Annotated in this window: 13 protein-coding genes and 1 pseudogene; 5 read left to right on the forward strand and 9 right to left on the reverse strand. The window is 69.8% G+C overall.

Annotation, left to right across the window (positions count from 1 at the left end):
* Positions 1 to 3 precede the first annotated feature (3 nt).
* The 6 genes from ACZ7L6_RS11705 to ACZ7L6_RS11730 form a co-directional block, all read right to left on the reverse strand.
* The gene (locus ACZ7L6_RS11705; RefSeq protein WP_471922443.1) at positions 4 to 945 is read right to left on the reverse strand and encodes an ABC transporter permease; all 942 of its coding nucleotides are present in this window, start codon (positions 943 to 945) and stop codon (positions 4 to 6) included.
* On the reverse strand, positions 938 to 1,870 hold the full coding sequence (locus ACZ7L6_RS11710; protein ID WP_471922446.1) for an ABC transporter permease: 933 nt from the start codon (positions 1,868 to 1,870) through the stop codon (positions 938 to 940). The genes ACZ7L6_RS11705 and ACZ7L6_RS11710 overlap by 8 nt, the downstream gene beginning before the upstream one ends.
* Positions 1,871 to 2,021: 151 nt before the next feature.
* Positions 2,022 to 3,650, reverse strand: a complete 1,629-nt coding sequence (locus ACZ7L6_RS11715) for a peptide ABC transporter substrate-binding protein (protein WP_471922448.1) — start codon at positions 3,648 to 3,650, stop codon at positions 2,022 to 2,024.
* A 592-nt stretch (positions 3,651 to 4,242) separates the two neighbouring features.
* Positions 4,243 to 6,150 carry a translational GTPase TypA gene (gene typA, locus ACZ7L6_RS11720; RefSeq protein WP_471922450.1) on the reverse strand — a complete coding sequence of 636 codons (1,908 nt, stop codon included), beginning with the start codon at positions 6,148 to 6,150 and terminating at the stop codon, positions 4,243 to 4,245.
* Between the two features lie 137 nt (positions 6,151 to 6,287).
* Positions 6,288 to 6,959 carry a hypothetical protein gene (locus ACZ7L6_RS11725; RefSeq protein ID WP_471922452.1) on the reverse strand — a complete coding sequence of 224 codons (672 nt, stop codon included), beginning with the start codon at positions 6,957 to 6,959 and terminating at the stop codon, positions 6,288 to 6,290.
* Positions 6,960 to 7,116: 157 nt separating this feature from the next.
* Positions 7,117 to 9,318 (reverse strand): ABC transporter family substrate-binding protein, encoded by a 2,202-nt coding sequence (locus tag ACZ7L6_RS11730; RefSeq protein ID WP_471922454.1) that lies wholly within the window; start codon positions 9,316 to 9,318, stop codon positions 7,117 to 7,119.
* A 377-nt stretch (positions 9,319 to 9,695) separates the two neighbouring features.
* On the opposite strand from ACZ7L6_RS11730, the gene ACZ7L6_RS11735 reads away from it, so the two are divergent.
* Genes ACZ7L6_RS11735 through ACZ7L6_RS11750 form a run of 4 tightly spaced genes read left to right on the forward strand, consistent with a single transcriptional unit; the run spans position 9,696 to position 13,565 of the window.
* Positions 9,696 to 9,986, forward strand: coding sequence for a hypothetical protein (locus ACZ7L6_RS11735; RefSeq protein ID WP_471922456.1), 291 nt, complete (start codon positions 9,696 to 9,698; stop codon positions 9,984 to 9,986).
* A 26-nt stretch (positions 9,987 to 10,012) separates the two neighbouring features.
* Positions 10,013 to 10,834, forward strand: coding sequence for a hypothetical protein (locus ACZ7L6_RS11740; protein ID WP_433047024.1), 822 nt, complete (start codon positions 10,013 to 10,015; stop codon positions 10,832 to 10,834).
* A 20-nt stretch (positions 10,835 to 10,854) separates the two neighbouring features.
* Positions 10,855 to 12,798: a fumarate reductase/succinate dehydrogenase flavoprotein subunit gene (locus tag ACZ7L6_RS11745; protein ID WP_471922458.1), complete on the forward strand. Its 1,944-nt coding sequence runs from the start codon at positions 10,855 to 10,857 to the stop codon at positions 12,796 to 12,798.
* Positions 12,795 to 13,565 (forward strand): succinate dehydrogenase/fumarate reductase iron-sulfur subunit, encoded by a 771-nt coding sequence (locus ACZ7L6_RS11750; protein WP_471922460.1) that lies wholly within the window; start codon positions 12,795 to 12,797, stop codon positions 13,563 to 13,565. The genes ACZ7L6_RS11745 and ACZ7L6_RS11750 overlap by 4 nt, the downstream gene beginning before the upstream one ends.
* On the opposite strand, the gene ACZ7L6_RS11755 is transcribed toward ACZ7L6_RS11750, so the two are convergent.
* Both ACZ7L6_RS11755 and ACZ7L6_RS11760 read right to left on the reverse strand, forming a co-directional pair.
* Positions 13,546 to 13,866, reverse strand: a complete 321-nt coding sequence (locus ACZ7L6_RS11755) for a hypothetical protein (RefSeq protein ID WP_471922461.1) — start codon at positions 13,864 to 13,866, stop codon at positions 13,546 to 13,548. The two genes, ACZ7L6_RS11750 and ACZ7L6_RS11755, sit on opposite strands and share 20 nt — an antisense overlap.
* A 5-nt stretch (positions 13,867 to 13,871) precedes the next feature.
* A pseudogene (locus tag ACZ7L6_RS11760) lies at positions 13,872 to 14,033 on the reverse strand (aminoglycoside phosphotransferase family protein); the annotation flags it as partial.
* A gap of 95 nt (positions 14,034 to 14,128) precedes the next feature.
* Between ACZ7L6_RS11760 and ACZ7L6_RS11765 the strand changes: the two are divergent.
* Positions 14,129 to 15,805 (forward strand): hypothetical protein, encoded by a 1,677-nt coding sequence (locus ACZ7L6_RS11765; protein WP_471922463.1) that lies wholly within the window; start codon positions 14,129 to 14,131, stop codon positions 15,803 to 15,805.
* A 250-nt stretch (positions 15,806 to 16,055) separates the two neighbouring features.
* Here ACZ7L6_RS11765 and ACZ7L6_RS11770 read toward each other — a convergent pair whose 3' ends face one another.
* Complete coding sequence (locus ACZ7L6_RS11770; RefSeq protein WP_471922465.1) at positions 16,056 to 18,749, reverse strand: SpoIIE family protein phosphatase; 2,694 nt, start codon at positions 18,747 to 18,749, stop codon at positions 16,056 to 16,058.
* Positions 18,750 to 18,986 lie beyond the last annotated feature (237 nt).

The raw sequence follows: 18,986 nt of genomic DNA on the forward strand, positions 1-18,986 counted from the left end.
CCCTCAGCGCATCTTCGGGTCGAGGGCGTTGCGGACGGCCTCACCGAGCATGATGAACGCCAGCACCGTGATGCTGAGCATGATCGACGGGTAGAGCATGATCCACTGGGCGACGCGGATCTGGTTGCCGCCGTCGGAGATGTCGTTGCCCCACGAGACGCCGCTCAGGCCGAGGCCCAGGAAGGACAGCGTGGCCTCGGCGGCGATGTAGACGCCGAGCGAGATGGTGGCGACGACGATCACCGGGGCGAGGGTGTTCGGCAGGATGTGCCGGAACATGATCCGCGGGGTGCTCGCGCCCAGGGCCTTGGCGGCCTGCACGTAGTCGGACTGCTTGGTGGTGATGACCGCACCGCGCATCACGCGGCAGATCTGCGTCCAGCCGAAGAAGCCGAGCGCACCGATGACGACCCAGGTCGTGCGGTCCTGGAAGGAGTTGAGCACGACCATGGTGCCGAGCAGGAACGGGATACCGAAGAACACGTCCGTGATGCGCGACAGGACCGCGTCCACGACGCCGCCGAAGTACCCGGCGATCATGCCGACGAGTCCGCCGAGCAGCGTGACGAGGAGGGTGGTGCCGAAGCCGACGGCGATGGAGGCCCGGGTGCCGTAGATGACACGGGCGTAGACGCTGCGGCCCTGCTGGTCGTAGCCGAGCCAGTCGGGGTCACCGATGTTGCCCAACTTGGGCTTTTGCAGATAGTGCTTGGCGAGGTCGCCGAGGATCGGGTCCGTGCTGGTGAACATCCCCGGGAAGAAGGTGATCAGCAGCAGGACGAAGATCAGCGCGCTGGAGATCAGGAAGATCCAGCTGCGGCGCAGATCGGCCCAGGCGTCACCCCAGAGGCTGCGGGCCTTCTCCGGCTTGGCCGGCTGCGGGGCGAGTTCGGCGGCGACGGCCGCGTCCTGCGCCGCCACGGCGGTCTTGGTGACGTCAGGCATAGCGAATCCTCGGGTCCAGGACCGCGTAGAGCAGGTCGACGAGCAGGCTGGCGAGGAGGTAGACGAGGACCAGGATGGTCACCAGTCCGACCACGGTGGTTCCCTCGCGGCGCACGATGGACTCGTAGATGGTGCCTCCGACGCCCTGGATGTTGAACAGGCCCTCGGTGACGACGGCGCCGCCCATCAGCGCGCCGATGTCGATGCCCAGGTAGGTGACCACGGGGATCAGCGAGTTGCGCATCAGGTGGACGCCCACCACACGGCGCTTGGGCAGGCCCTTGGCGATCGCGGTGCGGATGTAGTCGGCGCGCAGGTTCTCGGCGATCGAGGTCCGGGTCAGCCGGGTCACATAGGCCAGTGACGCGGCTGCCAGCACAATGGCCGGCATCAGCAACTCGTTGTAGTTCGTGGAGTCGTTGACGTTCGGCGGCAGCCAGCCCAGCTCGAAGGCGAAGACCACCTTGAGGATGTAGCCGAGCACGAAGACCGGCACCGAGATGAACAGCAGGGCGACCACGAGGATCACGTTGTCCGTCAGGCGGCCGGCGCGCATGCCCGCCACCACGCCCAGCGCGATGCCCAGGACGACCTCGATGGCGAAGGCCAGGGAGGCGAGGCGCAGGGTCACGGGGAAGGCGTCGCCCAGCACGTCGGTGACGGGGCGTCCGCTGGCGATCTGCGTGCCGAAGTCGGCGTGCAGAATCATGTTCTTCATGTAGTCGAAGTACTGCACCAGGATCGGCTGGTCCAGGCCGTACTCATGTCTCAGGGCCGCAATCACCTGCGGGCTGCCGGCCTTGTCGCCGAAGAGCCCTCGCACGGGGTCACCGGGCAGGGCGTAGACCATGAGAAAGATCAGCAGGGTGGTTCCGAAGAACACCGGGATCATCTGGAGCAGTCGTCGTGCGACGTAGCGCCCCATCGTGCCTCCATGTCAATTCCAGCAGCGGCAGCCGACGGGCCCTTTCCACGCGCACCCGCGCAGGATGCGTGTGGAAAGGGCCCCCCAGCCGCTGCCGTCCCCCCGGGGCGGCGCCGTTCGGCGCCGCCCCGGGATCGCGGGCTGTCAGCGGTTACTTCTTCTTGACCTGAACGCCGGTCAGGATCGGGTCGCCGTCCTGGGCGTACGCGACGCCGGTGACGTTCTCCGAGTAGCCCGCGTTGACCTTGTAGTACCAGAGCGGAATGCTCGGCATGTACTCGGGGAGCTTCTTCTCCAGCTCCTGGTACAGCTTCTGCGACTCCTCGATCGACTTGGCCCCGTCGGCCTGCGAGATCAGGGTGTCGATCTCCTTGTTGGAGAAGCCGCTCTGGTTGCCGGACGACTTGGTGCCGAACAGGTCACGCAGGAAGTTGGCGTTGAAGGGGTAGTCCAGCACCCAGCCCGAGCGGTACATGGACTTGACCTCCTTCGCGTCACGCGCGTTGAGGTCGGCCTGGAAGTCGGCCTTGGAGTCGCCGGTGCACTTCACGCCGGTGGCCTTGGTGATGGAGTTGCAGACCGCCTCCACCCACTCCTTGTGGCCGCCGTCGGCGTTGAACTGGATGGAGATGGCGTTGCCGGGAACGCCGCCGCCCTCCTTGATGAGCTGCTTCGCCTTGGCAGCGTCGTACGTGAAGATGTCGGTGCCCAGGCTCGGCTGGTAGCCCAGAACGCCCTTCGCGACCCAGCCGGTGGCGGGCTCACGGGTGCCCTGCAGCACCGTCTTGGTGATGGTCGGGCGGTCGATCGCCATCGACAGGCCCTGCAGGACCTTCGGGTCGATGTCCTTCCACTGCTTGGTGTAGAAGGCGGGGGCGATCGTCTGGACCGCGGAGTAGGCCTGGTCCACGGCACGGTCGCCGAGGTCCGTCTTGTAGACGGGCAGGTCCTTGGGCGCGATCTGGCGCAGGACGTCGACGTTGCCGGACTTCAGGTCCTCGTAGGCCGTCTCCAGGTTGGTGTAGTTCTTGAAGATCACACCACCGTTCTTGGCCTTGTTCGGACCCTGGTAGTCGTCGTAGCGGGCGACCTCGATCTGCTTCTTGTGGTCCCAGCTGACGAACTTGTAGGGGCCGTTGCCGACCGGCTTCTCACCGGCGGCCTTCGGGTCCTTGTAGAAGGACTCGGGCAGCGGCGAGAAGACCTCGTAGCCCAGCTTGTACACGAAGTACGGGATCGGGCTCGTGAGCTCGATGGTGAAGGTGCTGTCGTCGACGACCTTGAGGCCGGACATCTCCTTCGCCTTCGGCTTGCCGGACTCGGGGGCCACGTCGGAGTAGCCCTTGATGTCGGCGAACCAGAAGCTGTTGGTCTGCTTGTTCTCCGGGTTGGCGGCCCAGTTCCACGCCTTGACGTAGGACTCGGCGGTCACCGGGGTGCCGTCGTGGAACTTCCAGCCCTGCTTCAGCTTGACCGTGAAGGTCTTGTTGTCCTTGGTGTCCACCGACTCGGCGTTCACCATGACGATCTTGCCGCTCTTGTCGTAGTCGACGAGCGTGGAGAACAGAGCACGCGTGACGATGCTGCCGTTGGACTCCATGGTGTTCGCCGGCTGCAGCGGGTTCTGCGGCTCGCCGACCTCGATCGAGAACTTGCCGTTCGGGTCGATCGCGGCCTTGTTGTCGCTCCCGCCGTCACCACTTCCACCACCACAGGCGGTCGCGCCCAGGGCCACAACCGCGGCTATCGCGACCCACTTGGCGCTCTTGGCACCGCGCATGGGTTCCTCCTCATGAGTCCATTGGTTCACCGCAAAGGGGCGCACAAGACACGCTGCCGCCACCGTCACCGGCAGCGAAGAAAGTCTGGTGCCCCCACGCTCGCGAGTCGGCGCCCCGTCAGCGCGTGACTCGTTCTTCCGAGCTCTACGCGCCTAACTATCTGTCATTGCCACATGGCCGAACCACACCCGTAAGGTCTCGGTTCGATCACACCTGGCGCCTACTTCTTCCAAAATCCGGACAAAGGGTTTGACGAAAGATCCCTGCGAAACGGACTTGTTACACATCTATCGGGAGTGAGCGTCCGCATTCCGGACGGATCGACGTGAAAAATCGATTGCGACGACCGCGGCCGTCATGCATGGCGGTTTCGTCACACCCTCGCGGCAAGGCCCTGCGGTCACCGTGCGTGTACGCCGACGGCGACACAGCAGGTCCACAGAAGCGTAGTGGCCATCCGGTGAAGACCACGCCCATCTCTTGCAAATAGAGGGTTTTCCCTACGACTCCGTAGGGCCCCCTACGACGACACCGGGCACCCGCCGCTCGGCGGGTGCCCGGTGTCGTCGTGTCAGGCCGCAGGGGCCGGCGTCAGCCGTGCTTGGCGCGGCTCGCGGCGCGGGCGCGCTCGCGGGCGTCCAGGTTCACCTTGCGGATGCGGACGGCCTCCGGGGTCACCTCGACGCACTCGTCGTCGCGGCAGAACTCCAGGGACTGCTCCAGCGACAGCTTGCGCGGCGGGACGATCGACTCGGCCACATCGGCCGTGGACGACCGCATGTTGGTGAGCTTCTTCTCCTTGGTGATGTTGACGTCCATGTCGTCGGAGCGGGAGTTCTCACCGACGATCATGCCCTCGTAGACCTCGGTGCCGGGCTCGACGAACAGCACGCCGCGCTCCTGGAGGTTCGTCATCGCGAAGGCGGTGACAGCACCGGCGCGGTCGGCGACCAGCGAGCCGTTGTTGCGCGTCTGGAGGGCGCCGAACCAGGGCTCGTGGCCCTCGTGGATGGAGTGGGCGATACCCGTACCACGCGTCTGGGTCAGGAACTCGGTCCGGAACCCGATGAGACCGCGGGAGGGCACCACGAACTCCATGCGCACCCAACCCGAGCCGTGGTTGGACATGTTGTCCATACGGCCCTTGCGCACGCCCATCAACTGCGTGACGGCGCCCATGTGTTCCTCGGGCACGTCGATCGTCATGCGCTCGACCGGCTCGTAGACCTTGCCGTCGACGTCCTTGGTGACGACCTGCGGCTTGCCCACCGTCAGCTCGTACCCTTCCCGTCGCATGGTCTCGACGAGGATGGCGAGCGCGAGCTCACCACGGCCCTGGACCTCCCAGGCGTCGGGACGGTCGGTCTCCAGGACGCGGAGGCTGACGTTACCGATCAGCTCGCGGTCGAGGCGGTCCTTGACCTGGCGGGCGGTGACCTTGCGGTCCTTCACGGCCGCCTTCGCGTCGGCGCCCTTGCCGGTGCCGCCGCGGCCGACCAGCGGGGAGGTGTTGGTGCCGATGGTCATGGAGATCGCGGGCTCGTCGACCGTGATCAGCGGCAGCGGGACCGGGTTCTCGGTGTCGGCGAGGGTCTCGCCGATCATGATGTCGGGGATACCGGCGACGGCACAGATGTCACCGGGCCCGGCCTTCTCGGCCGGCTTGCGGGTCAGCGCCTCGGTCATCATCAGCTCGGAGATCCGGACATTGCTGACGGACCCGTCGCGCTTCATCCACGCGACCGTCTGGCCCTTCTTCAGCTCGCCCTGGTGGACGCGGAGCAGGGCGATACGGCCGAGGAAGTTGTCGGCGTCGAGGTTGGTGACGTGCGCCTGGAGCGGGGCGGTCTCGTCGTAGGTCGGGGCCGGGATGTGCTCGAGGATGGTCGAGAAGAACGGCTCGAGGCTGGTCGAGTCGGTCGGTACGGTCCCGTCCTCGGGCTTGGTCAGCGAGGCGACGCCGTCGCGGCCGCAGGCGTAGACGATCGGGAACTCGATCTGCTCCTCGTCGGCGTCCAGGTCGAGGAAGAGGTCGTACGTCTCGTTGACGACCTCGTCGATCCGGGAGTCCGGCCGGTCCGTCTTGTTGATGCACAGGATGATCGGCAGCCGCTGCTGGAGCGCCTTGCGCAGCACGAAGCGGGTCTGCGGGAGCGGGCCCTCGGAGGCGTCGACGAGCAGCACGACACCGTCGACCATCGACAGACCACGCTCGACCTCGCCGCCGAAGTCGGCGTGGCCGGGGGTGTCGATGATGTTGATGGTGATCGGGTCCCCGCCGTCCTTGGGGTGGTACTTCACCGCCGTGTTCTTGGCGAGGATCGTGATGCCCTTCTCACGCTCCAGGTCGTTCGAGTCCATCATGCGGTCGTCGACGGAGTCGAGCTGGTGGGCGGCGAAGGCACCGGCCTGCTTCAGCATGCCGTCGACGATGGTGGTCTTGCCGTGGTCGACGTGGGCGACGATGGCGACGTTGCGGATGTCGTGGCGCGTGGCCATATTGCGGCGTACTCCCGGAGTGGTGAGGACGGCTCTCGCGTACGTCTGTGTTACGCGGGCCCTGCCGGGCTGGACACGCCACGGCCTCACCCCATGGTACGGGGCCGCGGTGGCGTGGGCTCGCCGGGCGGAGGGGATCAGGCTTCCCCGACGGCCGCAGAGCCCTCTTCGCAGGAACGGCGAGCGGCCTGGAGAGCGAGGCCGTCACCGTCGACGGACTCCTGGCAGGAGAGGACTCCGCTGATGTCGACGGTCCAGTTCCTCGCGTGGCCCGCGGTGGTCCTTCCGCCGGAGCAGGTGTAGCGGAAGTCACCTTCCCATTCCCGCACTCCGGCGTACTCCACGAGTTCTCCGGGGCCGGTGAGCTTGGAGAAGCCGCTGTCAAGCTCCGGCGCCGCGAGGTCCACGTCGGTGAAGGACCAGGTATCGCCGCTCACCTCCGCCAGCGTGGGGGCGTCGGAGTCGATCTCGCCGATCCTCTTGCCCAGCGAGAAGAGGACCTCCGCCGGGGACACGGCCGGACCCTCGGCCCGTACGGTCGGCTTCGGGGTGTACACGCGCTCCATCCGCAGGTTCGTCGTGCCGTCGGCCCCGACTCGCTGGGCCTCGGAGACCCCGGTCAGCCGGTCGGTCCGCCGGACGCCGGTCCATGTGAACGTGCCGTCGGCGCACGCCTTCACCACGGCCTCGTCGCTCTTGCCGCTGCTCTTGGGCTCTTCCTTCTCGTCCCCGGTGCACCCGGCGAGCCCCACCGTCATCGCCACCGCGGCCAGTCCCGCCGCCCAGGTCCGTCGGGCCGTACCTCGCATGATCGGTGCCTCTCCCCCGTTGGGCGGACGCGGTCGACGCCCGCACCATGATCACTGTTGGACTCATGGTGCGGGCGCCGGGTGGGGGCGGCAAGGGCTTTGAGCGATCCCTGAGGTAGCGGTCGCTGAGCCGGCGATCTCTGACGTACGGCGGACGTCAGCCGCCCGACGACGCGCTCGCCGACGCCTTCGCCCCCTTTTCCAGGAACCCCATGTCCTCGAACACCGGCGTCCGGAATCCGAAGGCGCCCGCGTTGGCGACGTTCTTCCGCGCCGCTGTCAGCTGGGGGCGCTGGTAGAGGGGGATCGAGCCGGCCGCCGCCCAGATGCGGGAGTCGGCCTTGCGGATCAGGGAGCGGGACTCTGACTCGTCGAGCGTGGCGATCGCCTGGTCGAAGAGCTGGTCGACCTGGTCGGTGCCGACCCGGGTGTAGTTCTGCTCGACGTTCAGGGAGCCGTCGGCGGCCGGGACCGGCTTGGCGTAGATGGGGCGGGCGTCGGTGGCGGGGTAGGCGGAGGCGGGCCAGGAGTACAGGGCGAGGTCGTACTGGCCGGACGCGATGTGGTCCTTGAAGTAGCTCTCGTCCGGGACCTTGCTGATCGCGGTGCGGATACCGACCCGCTCCAGCATCAGGCCGATCCGGTCCGCCACCGTGCGCAGCGCCTGCGAGCCCTCCCCCGACGGCACCACGAAGCGCAGCAGCAGTGGCTTGCCGTCCTTCGCCAGCGGCCGGGCCGCCGCGCCCGCCGGTGCGGCGGTGCCCCGGGGGGCGTACGCGCCGGGCGCCCCGCCCTGCTCCAGCTGCTTGCTGCCGTACTGCTTGCCGTCCTGGGCGAGCTGCGCCCCCTCGCGGCCCTCGCCGCCGTCCGCCTTGTTGTCGCCCCCGTTGTCCTCCCCGACGATGTACGTCCCGTCGTCCCCGCCGGCGGACTCGGAGTCCTTGTCGGCCTTGTCGGCCTTGTGGGCCCTGTCGGACTTCTCGCCCTTCTCGGCCTTCTCCCCGGCGTCGCCCTTCCCGGCCTTCTTCCCCTCCGGCCCAGCCGCCTTCTCTCCCTTCTTCCCCTCCTTGATCGGCCCGCCCGGCACCCACCCGGCGTCCGCGAGCAGCGCCTGTGCCTCCTCGGTGTCGTGGTCGCCGATCGCGCCGCTGTTGTCGGCGTACGCGGCCTGGCCGGACAGGGCTAGGTGGCTGCCGACCGGCTGGGCGGGGAGGCCGAGCGGGGCGAGGACCAGCTTCGCGAGTTCCTCGCGGTCGAGCGCGCGGGCCACGGCCCGCCGGACCCGCTCGTCGGCGAGCGGACCGTCGGCACCGTTGAGGGCGAGCTGGGTGTAGGCCGGTTCCAGGGACTTGCGCACCTCGAAGCCCCGGAAGGCGGCCGCCTCCCGGCGCTGCTTGGGGGTCATCTTGCGCCGGTCGGGGCCCATCAGGGGCGAGCCCGAGCTGACCGGCGAACCGGCGGCACTGGCGGTGGCGCTCCGCGGCGGCGAGGCGAGCGCGATGCGCCGGGCCGCGCCGGGGTCGATCTCGGCCAGGTCGAGCCGTCCGGCGGCGAGCTCGGCGGCCCGCTCGTCGCGCGGCACGGCCCGCAGCACGATCTCCTGCAGCTTGGCCCGCTCTCCCCACCAGCGGGGGTTGCGGGTGAGCCGGACCTCGTCGGCCTTGCGGTCGATCTTCTTCAGGGCGAACGGCCCGGCGCTGAGCTTCAGCTTCCGCCGCGCCCCGTCGTTGAACGAGTCCGGCGTGCCCATGATGTCCTTCGGGTACAGCGGCGAGAACAGCGACCGCCAGTCGGCGTAGGGCCGCCCGAAGGTGACCCGGACCTCCAGGTCGCCCTTGCCGCGCTCGATCTTCTCGATCCGGTCGTAGCCGGCGTTGCGGGCGGTCCAGTAGGCGCTGTCCTTGCCGGACAGGGCCCGCCACTGGGCGGCGAAGTCGGCGGCGCCGATCTCCCGGCCGTCGCTCCAGACGGCCGCCTGGTTGAGCTTGTAGAGGACGACCTGCTTGGGCTCGGTCTCGACGATCTTGGCGGACTCCAGGAAGTCCGGGTTGCGCTCCGGCCGCCCGCTCTCGTCGAGCCGGAACATCGAGGGCAGGGTGGCCTGCGCGATCCGGGTCGTGGTCGCGTCGGCGTCCGACTGGAAGGTGTTCAGCGTCTCCGGTACGGCGTCCACGGCCCACCGCAGCGTGCCGCCGTCGGCGACCAGGGCCCTGGCGGCCGGCGCGATGTCCTGCCCGGCCAGCGGCTTTCCGGCCGGATCGGGGTCACTGCATCCGGCGAGCAGGGACACAGCGAGCGCGCTCGCGCCGAGGACGGCGACCGACCGCATGACAGAGCGTGTTCCGACGCCGTGGGACATCTCTGGTACCTCCGGGGAGCGGCTCCCGCCGGTGAGTTGTGTACGTTTTGATCACGTTTGGCGGTATTTTGGAGCTGATCAGATCTACGGGCCCCCACTGAAGAGGAAAGGGTTCGCCAGGCGGAGACGACACGGCGACGGGGGTGCACAAGGCCACCCGTGTGGAGCAACGCGCTCCCACGCGTGCCGGCCGCGCGCACCCCCGCCGCCCCCTCGCCTCCCCGGCGCACACAGAGCGCGTGCGGGCGCGCGTCGGAGGCATGCAATCCGCCAATCGCTGCACATGCCTTCACATCGACAGGTGTGACGCGCAACACTCGCAGGCGCATGAACGTTGCCACCCAGGGCCGAAGGGCCCGCGGAAGTGAGGTCACGTCATGTCCGTGCAAGACGACCTGACAACTGTCCAGCGCTGTCTCGACGACCTGGCCCGGTCCGTGGGCCGCCTGGAGAAGCAGCTCGGCACCGCCGGGCTGGAGATGCGCCGCGTCCGTACCGACGCCAACCATCTGCGCGAGAGCGTCGCGCTGCTGCGGGAGTCGGCTGCGAGCCCGGCCACCCAGCGCAAACCGGAGCTCGTCACCATCCCCGACACGCCGTACGACGACTCTCTGTGGATCGACACGGATGACGAGGGTCTCGGCGCCCGGGACCGCCACGCCCCCTAGAACCCACACCCGACCGGAGTCATGCATTGGCCACTGGTACGGAACCCCATCTGAACAGCGGCGGCGTACGAACCGGTACGCGCGCCGCGATCGCCGCCCCGCATCTGCGGACCGACCGCTGGTGGCTGGCCCCGGCCGCCACCGCGGCCGGTCTGCTGGCCTTCGTCGTGTACTCGACCTGGCGGGCCTTCGCCAATGCGGACTACTACGCGGCGCCGTACGTCTCCCCGTTCTACTCGCCCTGTCTCGCGGAGAACTGCGAGCCCATGCGCGCCGGGCCGAACTGGGAGCTGTTCGGAAGCTGGTGGGGCATCTCCCCCGCGATCATCATCCTGATCTTCCCGCTCGGCTTCCGCCTGACCTGCTACTACTACCGCAAGGCCTACTACCGCGGCTTCTGGATGTCGCCCCCGGCCTGCGCGGTGGCGGAGCCGCACAAGAAGTACAGCGGTGAGACCCGGTTCCCGCTGATCCTGCAGAACATCCACCGGTACTTCTTCTACGCCGCGATCCCCGTCGCCGGGATCCTGACGTACGACACGGTGCTCGCCTTCCGCGACGAGAACTACGAGTGGGGCCACATGGGCCTCGGCACCCTCGTCTTCCTCGTCAACATCGTGCTGATCTGGGCGTACACCCTCTCCTGTCACTCCTGCCGGCACATCGTCGGCGGCAAGCTCAAGCACTTCTCCAAGCACCCCGTGCGCTACCGCATGTGGCAGTGGATCGGGAAGCTCAACGCCCGCCACATGCTGCTCGCCTGGACGTCGCTGGTGAGCGTGGCGCTCGCCGACTTCTACGTCTATCTCGTCGCGTCCGGGGTCTTCGACGATCCGCGCTTCTTCTAGATTTGGTGGGGACTGAACAGATGTCCGTGGTCGAACGGCAGGAGTGGGACGTCGTCGTGGTCGGCGCCGGCGGGGCGGGCCTCCGGGCGGCGATCGAGGCACGGGAGCGAGGCGCCCGTACGGCCGTGATCTGCAAGTCGCTGTTCGGCAAGGCGCACACGGTGATGGCCGAGGGCGGCATCGCGGCGGCCATGGCCAACGCCAACGAGCACGACAACTGGCAGGTCCACTTCCGCGACACCATGCGCGGCGGCAAGTTCCTCAACCAGTGGCGGATGGCCGAGCTGCACGCACGCGAGGCCCCGGACCGGGTGTGGGAGCTGGAGACCTGGGGCGCGCTGTTCGACCGCACCAAGGACGGCCGTATCTCGCAGCGCAACTTCGGCGGCCACGAGTACCCGCGCCTGGCGCACGTCGGCGACCGCACCGGCCTGGAGCTGATCCGCACGCTCCAGCAGAAGATCGTCTCGCTCCAGCAGGAGGACAAGAAGGAGACCGGGGACTACGAGTCCCGCCTGAAGGTCTACCAGGAGTGCACGGTCACGAGGATCTTGAAAGACGGCAGCCGGGTCTCCGGGGTGTTCGCGTACGAGCGCGAGAGCGGCCGTTTCTTCGTCCTCGAAGCCCCCGCTGTCGTGATCGCGACGGGCGGGATCGGCAAGTCCTTCAAGGTGACGTCGAACTCGTGGGAGTACACGGGCGACGGCCACGCGCTGGCGCTGCTCGCCGGGGCGCCCCTTCTCAACATGGAGTTCGTCCAGTTCCATCCGACGGGCATGGTCTGGCCGCCGTCGGTGAAGGGGATCCTGGTCACGGAGTCGGTGCGGGGCGACGGAGGGGTGCTGCGCAACTCCGAGGGCAAGCGGTTCATGTTCGACTACATCCCCGACGTCTTCAAGGAGAAGTACGCCGAGTCGGAGGAGGAGGGCGACCGCTGGTACGAGGACCCGGACAACAACCGGCGTCCCCCTGAGCTCCTCCCCCGTGACGAGGTCGCCCGGGCGATCAACGCCGAGGTGAAGGCGGGCCGCGGCTCCCCGCACGGCGGCGTCTTCCTGGACGTCTCGACCCGTATGCCGGCCGAGGTCATCAAGCGCCGGCTGCCCTCCATGTACCACCAGTTCAAGGAGCTGGCGGACGTGGACATCACGGCGGAGGCGATGGAGGTCGGGCCGACCTGTCACTACGTCATGGGCGGCATCGCGGTCGAGTCGGACACGGCGGCGGCACGGAACGTACCGGGCCTGTACGCGGCCGGTGAAGTGGCCGGCGGCATGCACGGCTCGAACCGGCTCGGCGGCAACTCCCTCTCCGACCTGCTGGTGTTCGGGCGCCGCGCGGGCTGGCACGCCGCCGAGTACGCGGCCGCGCGGGCCTTCGAACGCCCCGACGTCAGCGACCTGGAGGTCGACACGGCCGCCGCGGAGGCGCTGCGGCCCTTCTCGGCGGAAGGGCCGGTCGGGAGCGAGGACGACGGGCGCCCGCCGGAGAACCCCTACACCCTCCACCAGGAGCTCCAGCAGACGATGAACGACCTCGTCGGCATCATCCGCCGCGAGGGCGAGATGGAGCAGGCCCTGGAGAAGCTCGCCGATCTGCGGGTACGGGCCCGAAGGGCGGGCGTCGAGGGGCACCGCCAGTTCAATCCCGGCTGGCACCTCGCGCTCGACCTGCGCAACATGCTGCTGGTCAGCGAGTGCGTGGCCCGGGCGGCGCTGGAGCGCACGGAGTCGCGGGGCGGCCACACCCGCGAGGACCATCCGACGATGGACCGCAAGTGGCGCAACATCAACCTGCTGTGCCACCTGGCCGATCCGACGGGCGGCCTGGCGGCCATGGACCCGGAACGCGGCCAGATCACCCTCGTCCGCGAGAACACCGACCCCGTCCGCCCCGACCTGCTCGCCCTGTTCGACAAGGAGGAGCTGGTCAAGTACCTCGCCGAAGAGGAGCTGTACCAGTGAGCAGCTACGAGGCCCGCTTCAAGGTGTGGCGGGGCGATGTGCAGGGCGGCGGCCTGGAGGACTTCCAGGTCGAGGTGAACGACGGCGAGGTGGTCCTCGACATCATCCACCGCCTCCAGGCCACCCAGGCCCCCGACCTGGCCGTCCGCTGGAACTGCAAGGCGGGCAAGTGCGGTTCGTGTTCGGCGGAGATCAACGGGCGTCCGCGGCTGATGTGCATGACGCGGATGTCGGTGTTCGACCGCGAGGAGACGATCACCGTCACACCACTGCGGGCGTTTCCGGTGGTCCGGGATCTCGTCACGGACGTTAGCTTCAACTACACGAAGGCGCGGGAGGTCCCGGCCTTCGTACCGCCCGCGGATCTCGGCCCCGGCGAGTACCGGATGATGCAGGAGGACGTGGACCGCTCGCAGGAGTTCCGCAAGTGCATCGAGTGCTTCCTGTGCCAGGACACCTGCCATGTGGTCCGCGACCACGAGGAGAACAAGACGGCGTTCGCGGGCCCGCGCTTCCTGATGCGGGTCGCGGAGCTCGACATGCACCCGCTTGACGCGGCGGGCGAGAGCGGCCTCGACCGCAAGAAGACCGCCCAGGACGAACACGGACTCGGCTACTGCAACATCACCAAGTGCTGCACGGAGGTCTGCCCCGAGGGCATCAAGATCACGGACAATGCGCTGATCCCCTTGAAGGAACGGGCGGTCGACCGCAAGTACGACCCGTTGGTGTGGCTGGGGTCGAAGATCAGGAGGCGGTCTTCGTAGCGTTCGTGGCGCTTGTAGCGCCGCGGCCGGGGCGCTGGGCCAGCATCTGCAGGCCCAGGCCCGCCATGAAGGCGAGCCAGCCGGCCCAGGGCAGGGGGCCGTACGCCTGGGCGAGCGGGCCCAGGAAGACGAACACCGCCCCACCGACGGCACTCACCAGCGAGCCGTACCCCCAGAGCTTCGGCCGCAGCACCCTGGCGCGGCCGAACGGCACCACCCAGCCGGTCGTGACGGTCACGACGCCGAGCACCGCGAGCAGGCCCAGGGACAGCGCCGCCCCCACCACCAAGTAGATGTGCATGGCGATCATCGTCCCACCAGGCGCAGAGCCTGCACCAGGTTGTGTTCCGCGATGCCGCGCATGGATTCCGTAAAGAAGAAGTCCCCGTCGAGCAGCCGGAGCGGGCCCGCGACGAGGTTGAGGTGCAGGGCCAGCCGGTACAGCCGCAGCCGCTGCTGGTCCAGGCCGGAGCTGGGGTCCGGCTCCGTACCGGCTCTTGCCCCGCCCCACCCCGGACGCACCCCGCTCGCGCGGCCGCATTCCTGCTCATACGCTCCGAAATGTGACGTCATCCTTGATCCGGGGCCGGCCGCGGCGTGCTGCCTCGCACATATCGGTGCGGGTCGTGCATGCCCTGGTGGGTGGGCTGATCGGGGTGGTGTGGTTGGTGTTGCCCGGGATGGCGATCGGCGGTGGAGGGCCGGTTGCGGGAGGGGTGGAGCGGCCCGTTGCCGGGGCGGTGGGTCAGGGGGAGGTCGGCGAGACGTCCGCCGCGGATCTGGTGATGCCGATGCTGGCCGTGATCGTGGTGGTGGTGCTCGCGGGGTTCGGGTTCCTGCGGCGGAGGCGGCGGGCGCGGGGGCGTACGACACCCGGTGGCGCGCCGGTTCAGGTCGCCGAGCCGCAGGTGGGGGAACTCGACGAGCGGGCGCGGGCCTTGCTGGTCGAGGCCGATGACTGGGTGCGGGTCAGTCGGGAGGAGCTGGGGTTCGTCGAGGGGCGGGTCGGGGTCGTGGGTGGCCGACCGGACGCCTCGGTCGGGGCGGCGGAGGTGGAGCCGTTCGCGCGGGTGCTGCGGGACGCCGAGGCCGAGCTGGCGGTCGCGTTCCGGATGCGGTGGCAGTACGAGGGCGGGGTTCCGGAGGAGGGCGCGGCTCGGCGGCATGTGCTGGCCGGGATCGTCGGGCGGGCCGAGGAGGCGGGGCGGTTGCTGGACGCGCAGGCCGCCGCGTTCGACCAGTTGCGCGGGCTGGAGGAGGGCCTGGGTGGAGGGCTGGGCGAGGCGCTGGCCGTCGCGGAGGGCCGGTTCCGGGAGCTGGCCGGGCGGACCGGGGGTGCCGACGCGGCCGTACGCGAGCTCGGTGAGCGGTACGCCCCCTCGGCCGTCGCCGCCGTCGTGGGGCACGTCGAGCAGGCCAAGGACCGGCTGGTGTTCGCCACGGCCCGCCTCAACCACGCCCGCCAGAGTGCCGACTTGGACGAGATCGAGCGGGCCGCGGGCCAGTTGCGGTCCGCCGAGGGCGCCATCGCCCAGGCCGCCGTCTTCGTCGACGGCATCGAACGGCTCGCCGGGGAGCTCACCACGGCCGCGGCGATGGTTCCGGCCGCGCTGACCGGCGGGGAGGTGGAGATCGCCGGCGCGCGGGAATCGTCGGCGGGGACCGGAGCCGCGTATGCGGAGGTCCCTCCCGGTGAGCTGCGGGCCCGTGTCGCCCATGCCGACGTCGTCCTGGCCGTCGTACGGGAAAAGCTGACCGCGGGGCCGTACGACCCCCTGGACCTGCTGCGGCGGATCGTGCGGGGCGTCGGGCCCGTCGTCGCGGGGCGGGCCGGCGTGCTTCCGGCGGCCGCGCTGGTGTGCGCGCGCAGTGCCGTCGCCGCCGCGGACGACGTGATCGCGACGCACCGGGCCGCGGTGGCCGCCGAGGCCCGCACCCGCCTGGCGGAGGCCCGCCGCCTGCTCACGTCCACGCCGTCCGCGCCGCCCGGCGGGGACCCGCGCCGACAGCTCGCCGACCTCCTCACCGCCGACACCCTGGCCCAGCAGGCCCGCGAAATGGCCGAACAGGACGCACGGATGCACGGCCACCCCCTCGACGGCCCCGCCGAGGACACCGACGGCCTCGCCGGAGCGGTCCTCGGCGGCGTCCTGCTGGGCGGTGACCCGAACGCCGCCCCACCCGCAAGCTTCGGCGGCCCACTCACCCGGGGCCGCCGCGGAGGAACGACGCCCGCGTGAGGATGCTCGCAGACGCGCCCCGCCGCACACCGAACGAGCCTGCAGCCGCAGACGGCGGGTCAGCCCCACAAGGGCCACCCGCACCCGACCACGAAAGCCGCACGAGTGGTGCGGGTGGGAACCCCATCCCAACGACGGGCCCGCAGCCGCCGACGGCGAGACAGCCCCACAGGGGCCACCCGCACCCGACCACGACAGCCGCACGAGTGGTGCGGGCGGGAAACACCACGCCGAAGGCGAAGCCGAGGCCTCAGAACAGGCTCAGCAACGCCTCCGCCGGATCGGCAAGCCCGTTCTCCCCGCCCGGCAGCGGCAGTTCGAACCACACCGTCTTGCCGCGAGGCGTCCGCCGCGACCCCCACGCCGCACTGAGCAGCCCGACGAGCTGCAGCCCCCGGCCCCCCTCGTCCGTGTCCCGCGCCCGCCGCCGCCGCGGCTGCACCAGCCCGGAGTCCCACACCTCGCACACCAGCGTGCGGTCCAGCAACAGCCTGAGCCTGATCTCACCCTCCCCGTACCGAAGGGCGTTGGTGACCAGCTCACTGACCAGCAGTTCGGTCGTGTCGACGAGAGGCTCCAGGTCCCACGACAGCAGCTGACCACGGGCGTACTCACGGGCCCGCCCCACACTGCGCGGCTCGCGCGGCAGCGTCCAGTCGCCCACCGACTCGGCGGGCAGCCCCTGCACACGGGCCATCAGCAACGCGATGTCGTCCTCGCCGTGATGGCTGTCTAGGGTGTTGAGGACGTGATCGCAGACGTCCTCCAGGGGGCGCGTGGGATCAGTCAGCGCGCCGACGAAAGCCTGCAGCCCCTCGTCCAGGGGATGGTCGCGGGACTCGACCAGTCCATCCGTGTAGAGCGCCAGCAGCGCACCCTCCGGCAGCTCGACCTCCACCTCCTCGAACGGCTCTCCACCCACCCCCAGCGGCATCCCCGGCGGCACGTCCAGCATCAGCGCCGCCTCACCGGGCTCGACCAGGACCGGCGGCAGATGCCCGGCGTTGGCGAAGGTGCACCGGCGCGTGACGGAGTCGTAGACCGCGTACACGCACGTCGCCAGGTAGACCTCGGACAGGTCTGCCTCCCGGGGCCGGCGGGCGGCTCGCGTGGCCTGCTGGACGCCGCCGGGGGCGCCCAGGCCGCGCGCGATCTCGTCCAGCGCCGAGAGGACCTCGGCCGGTTCGAGGTCCAGCAACGCCAGCGTTCGTACAGCCGAACGCAGTTCGCCCATCGCGACGGCCGCGCGCAGCCCCCGCCCCATGACGTCCCCGACGACCAACGCCGTGCGGTGGCCGGGAAGTTCGATGACGTCGAACCAGTCGCCGCCCACCTCGCTGGGCCGGTCGGACGAGGCGTTGCCCGGCAGATAACGGCACGCGATGTCCAGCCCGGAGGCCACCGGGTCCCCCGGCGGGAGCAGGGACCGCTGCAGTATCAGCGCCCGCTCGTGCTCGCGCCGGTACAGACGGGCGTTGTCGATGCACACCGCCGCCCGCGCCGCCAGCTCCACCGCGAGATCGCGGTCCCGGTCTCCGAACGGCTCGCTGCCCTTCGTACGCGCGAACTGCGCCAGTCCTACGACCGTGTCGTGGGCGACCATCGGCACGGCGAGCGTGGACTGCACGAGGCCGCCCTCCTCGCCGGGCACGTACTGCGGCCGTGCGGTGCGCAGGGCGTCCGCGCAGGGCGAGTTGAACGGGTAGTGGTGGACCGCGCCGACCGCGACGGGGGCGCCGGAGCCGGTGAAGGGCGCGTCGGAGACCGCGCTGGCGAAGGCGACTCGGCGCAGCTCCGCGCTGCCGTCGGCGAGGCCGGGCGGGGTCTCGTCGCCGGCCAGCAGGCCCTGGTAGAGATCGACCGTGGCCAGGTCGCAGAAGCCGGGCACGACGACGTCGAGGAGTTCGCGGGCCGTGGTCTCCAGGTCCAGGGAGTTGCCGATCCGGGCACCGGCCTCGTTCAGCAGGGCGAGATTGCGCCGGGCGGCGGCCGCCTCGCGGGCGGCGGCGCGGCGGGACGTGATGTCGGTTCCGAGCCATGCGATGCCGATGGGACGGCCGCTGCCGCTGTGCACCCGGTAGAGGTTGACGGACCAGTGGCGACGCTCCTCGGAGCCGGGCAGGAAGCCCGTGACGTGCATGTCCGTGATGGAGCTGCCGCCCTCCAGGACCCGGCGCAGGGTGGCCGTGACCCGGTCGGCCTCGGGGCGGGGCAGATAGTCGTGGACATCGCGGCCCCGGTGGTCGTCCGGTGTGCCGCCGAAGACGGAGGCGAACCGGTGGTTGACGCGGCGGACCTTCAGTTCCGGGTCGATCAGCAAGAAGCCGAACGGAGATTGACCGAAAATCGCCTGCGAGGCGGCCAGGTCGGTCTCCATACGACGGAGGGTGCGGACGTCGACAACGATGCACACGGCGGCCTTCTCACCGTCCTCCGTGCGCGTCGGCATGACGTACACCTCGGCGAGACCGTCCTTGCCGCGCCCGTCGCCGACGTCGCCCGGCGTCCGGAAGGGGACGACACCGGTCCACTCCCGCCCGTCCAGGATCTCGGCCATCTTGCGCTGGCCGTGCTCGCGCAGGTCGGGGTCGATGAAGGCCTCTATGGGGTCCATACCGACGGCGCGCTGGGCCGGGATGCCGAAGAGCTGCTCGGCGCGCAGGCTCCACTGGTCGACCAGGCCGTCGGGGCCGATGGAGAAGGACGCGACCTTGATGTAGTCGTAGATCGAGCCGGGCGGGCTGCTCTGCCAGACGGCGTCGCCGGGACGGACGTCGTCGGAGGCCTGTGTGTCTGGTGAGGCTTGAGAGGCATCTGTGGCGCTGGAGGCCTGTGTGGCTTCGGAGGCCTGTGTGTCGTAGGCCGCCCGCTCTCCCGCGGCCTTCGCCCTCGCGCCGTCCGACGGGTCCTCGGACTCCGTGGCCTTCGCTGGTATCTCGCTCACGCGAACCGTCCCCTCCAGCTCACCGCGTCCGGCACCGGTCACCGGCGGCGGCTGCCCGCAGTATCCAGCACTACGGCCCCGCACAACACGGTGTTCACGATCACAGCACGTTCCCGATGGTTTTCGGTCCGGGCCGCGGAAACACTTCCAGACTTCTAACCAGCGGACACGCAGTCGAATCACGCGGCGGGCCACCTGCCACTGGCCTGAACCAGTCGCTCGACAGGGCACGGGCGG

This window comes from Streptomyces sp. NPDC107522, from assembly GCF_055657525.1.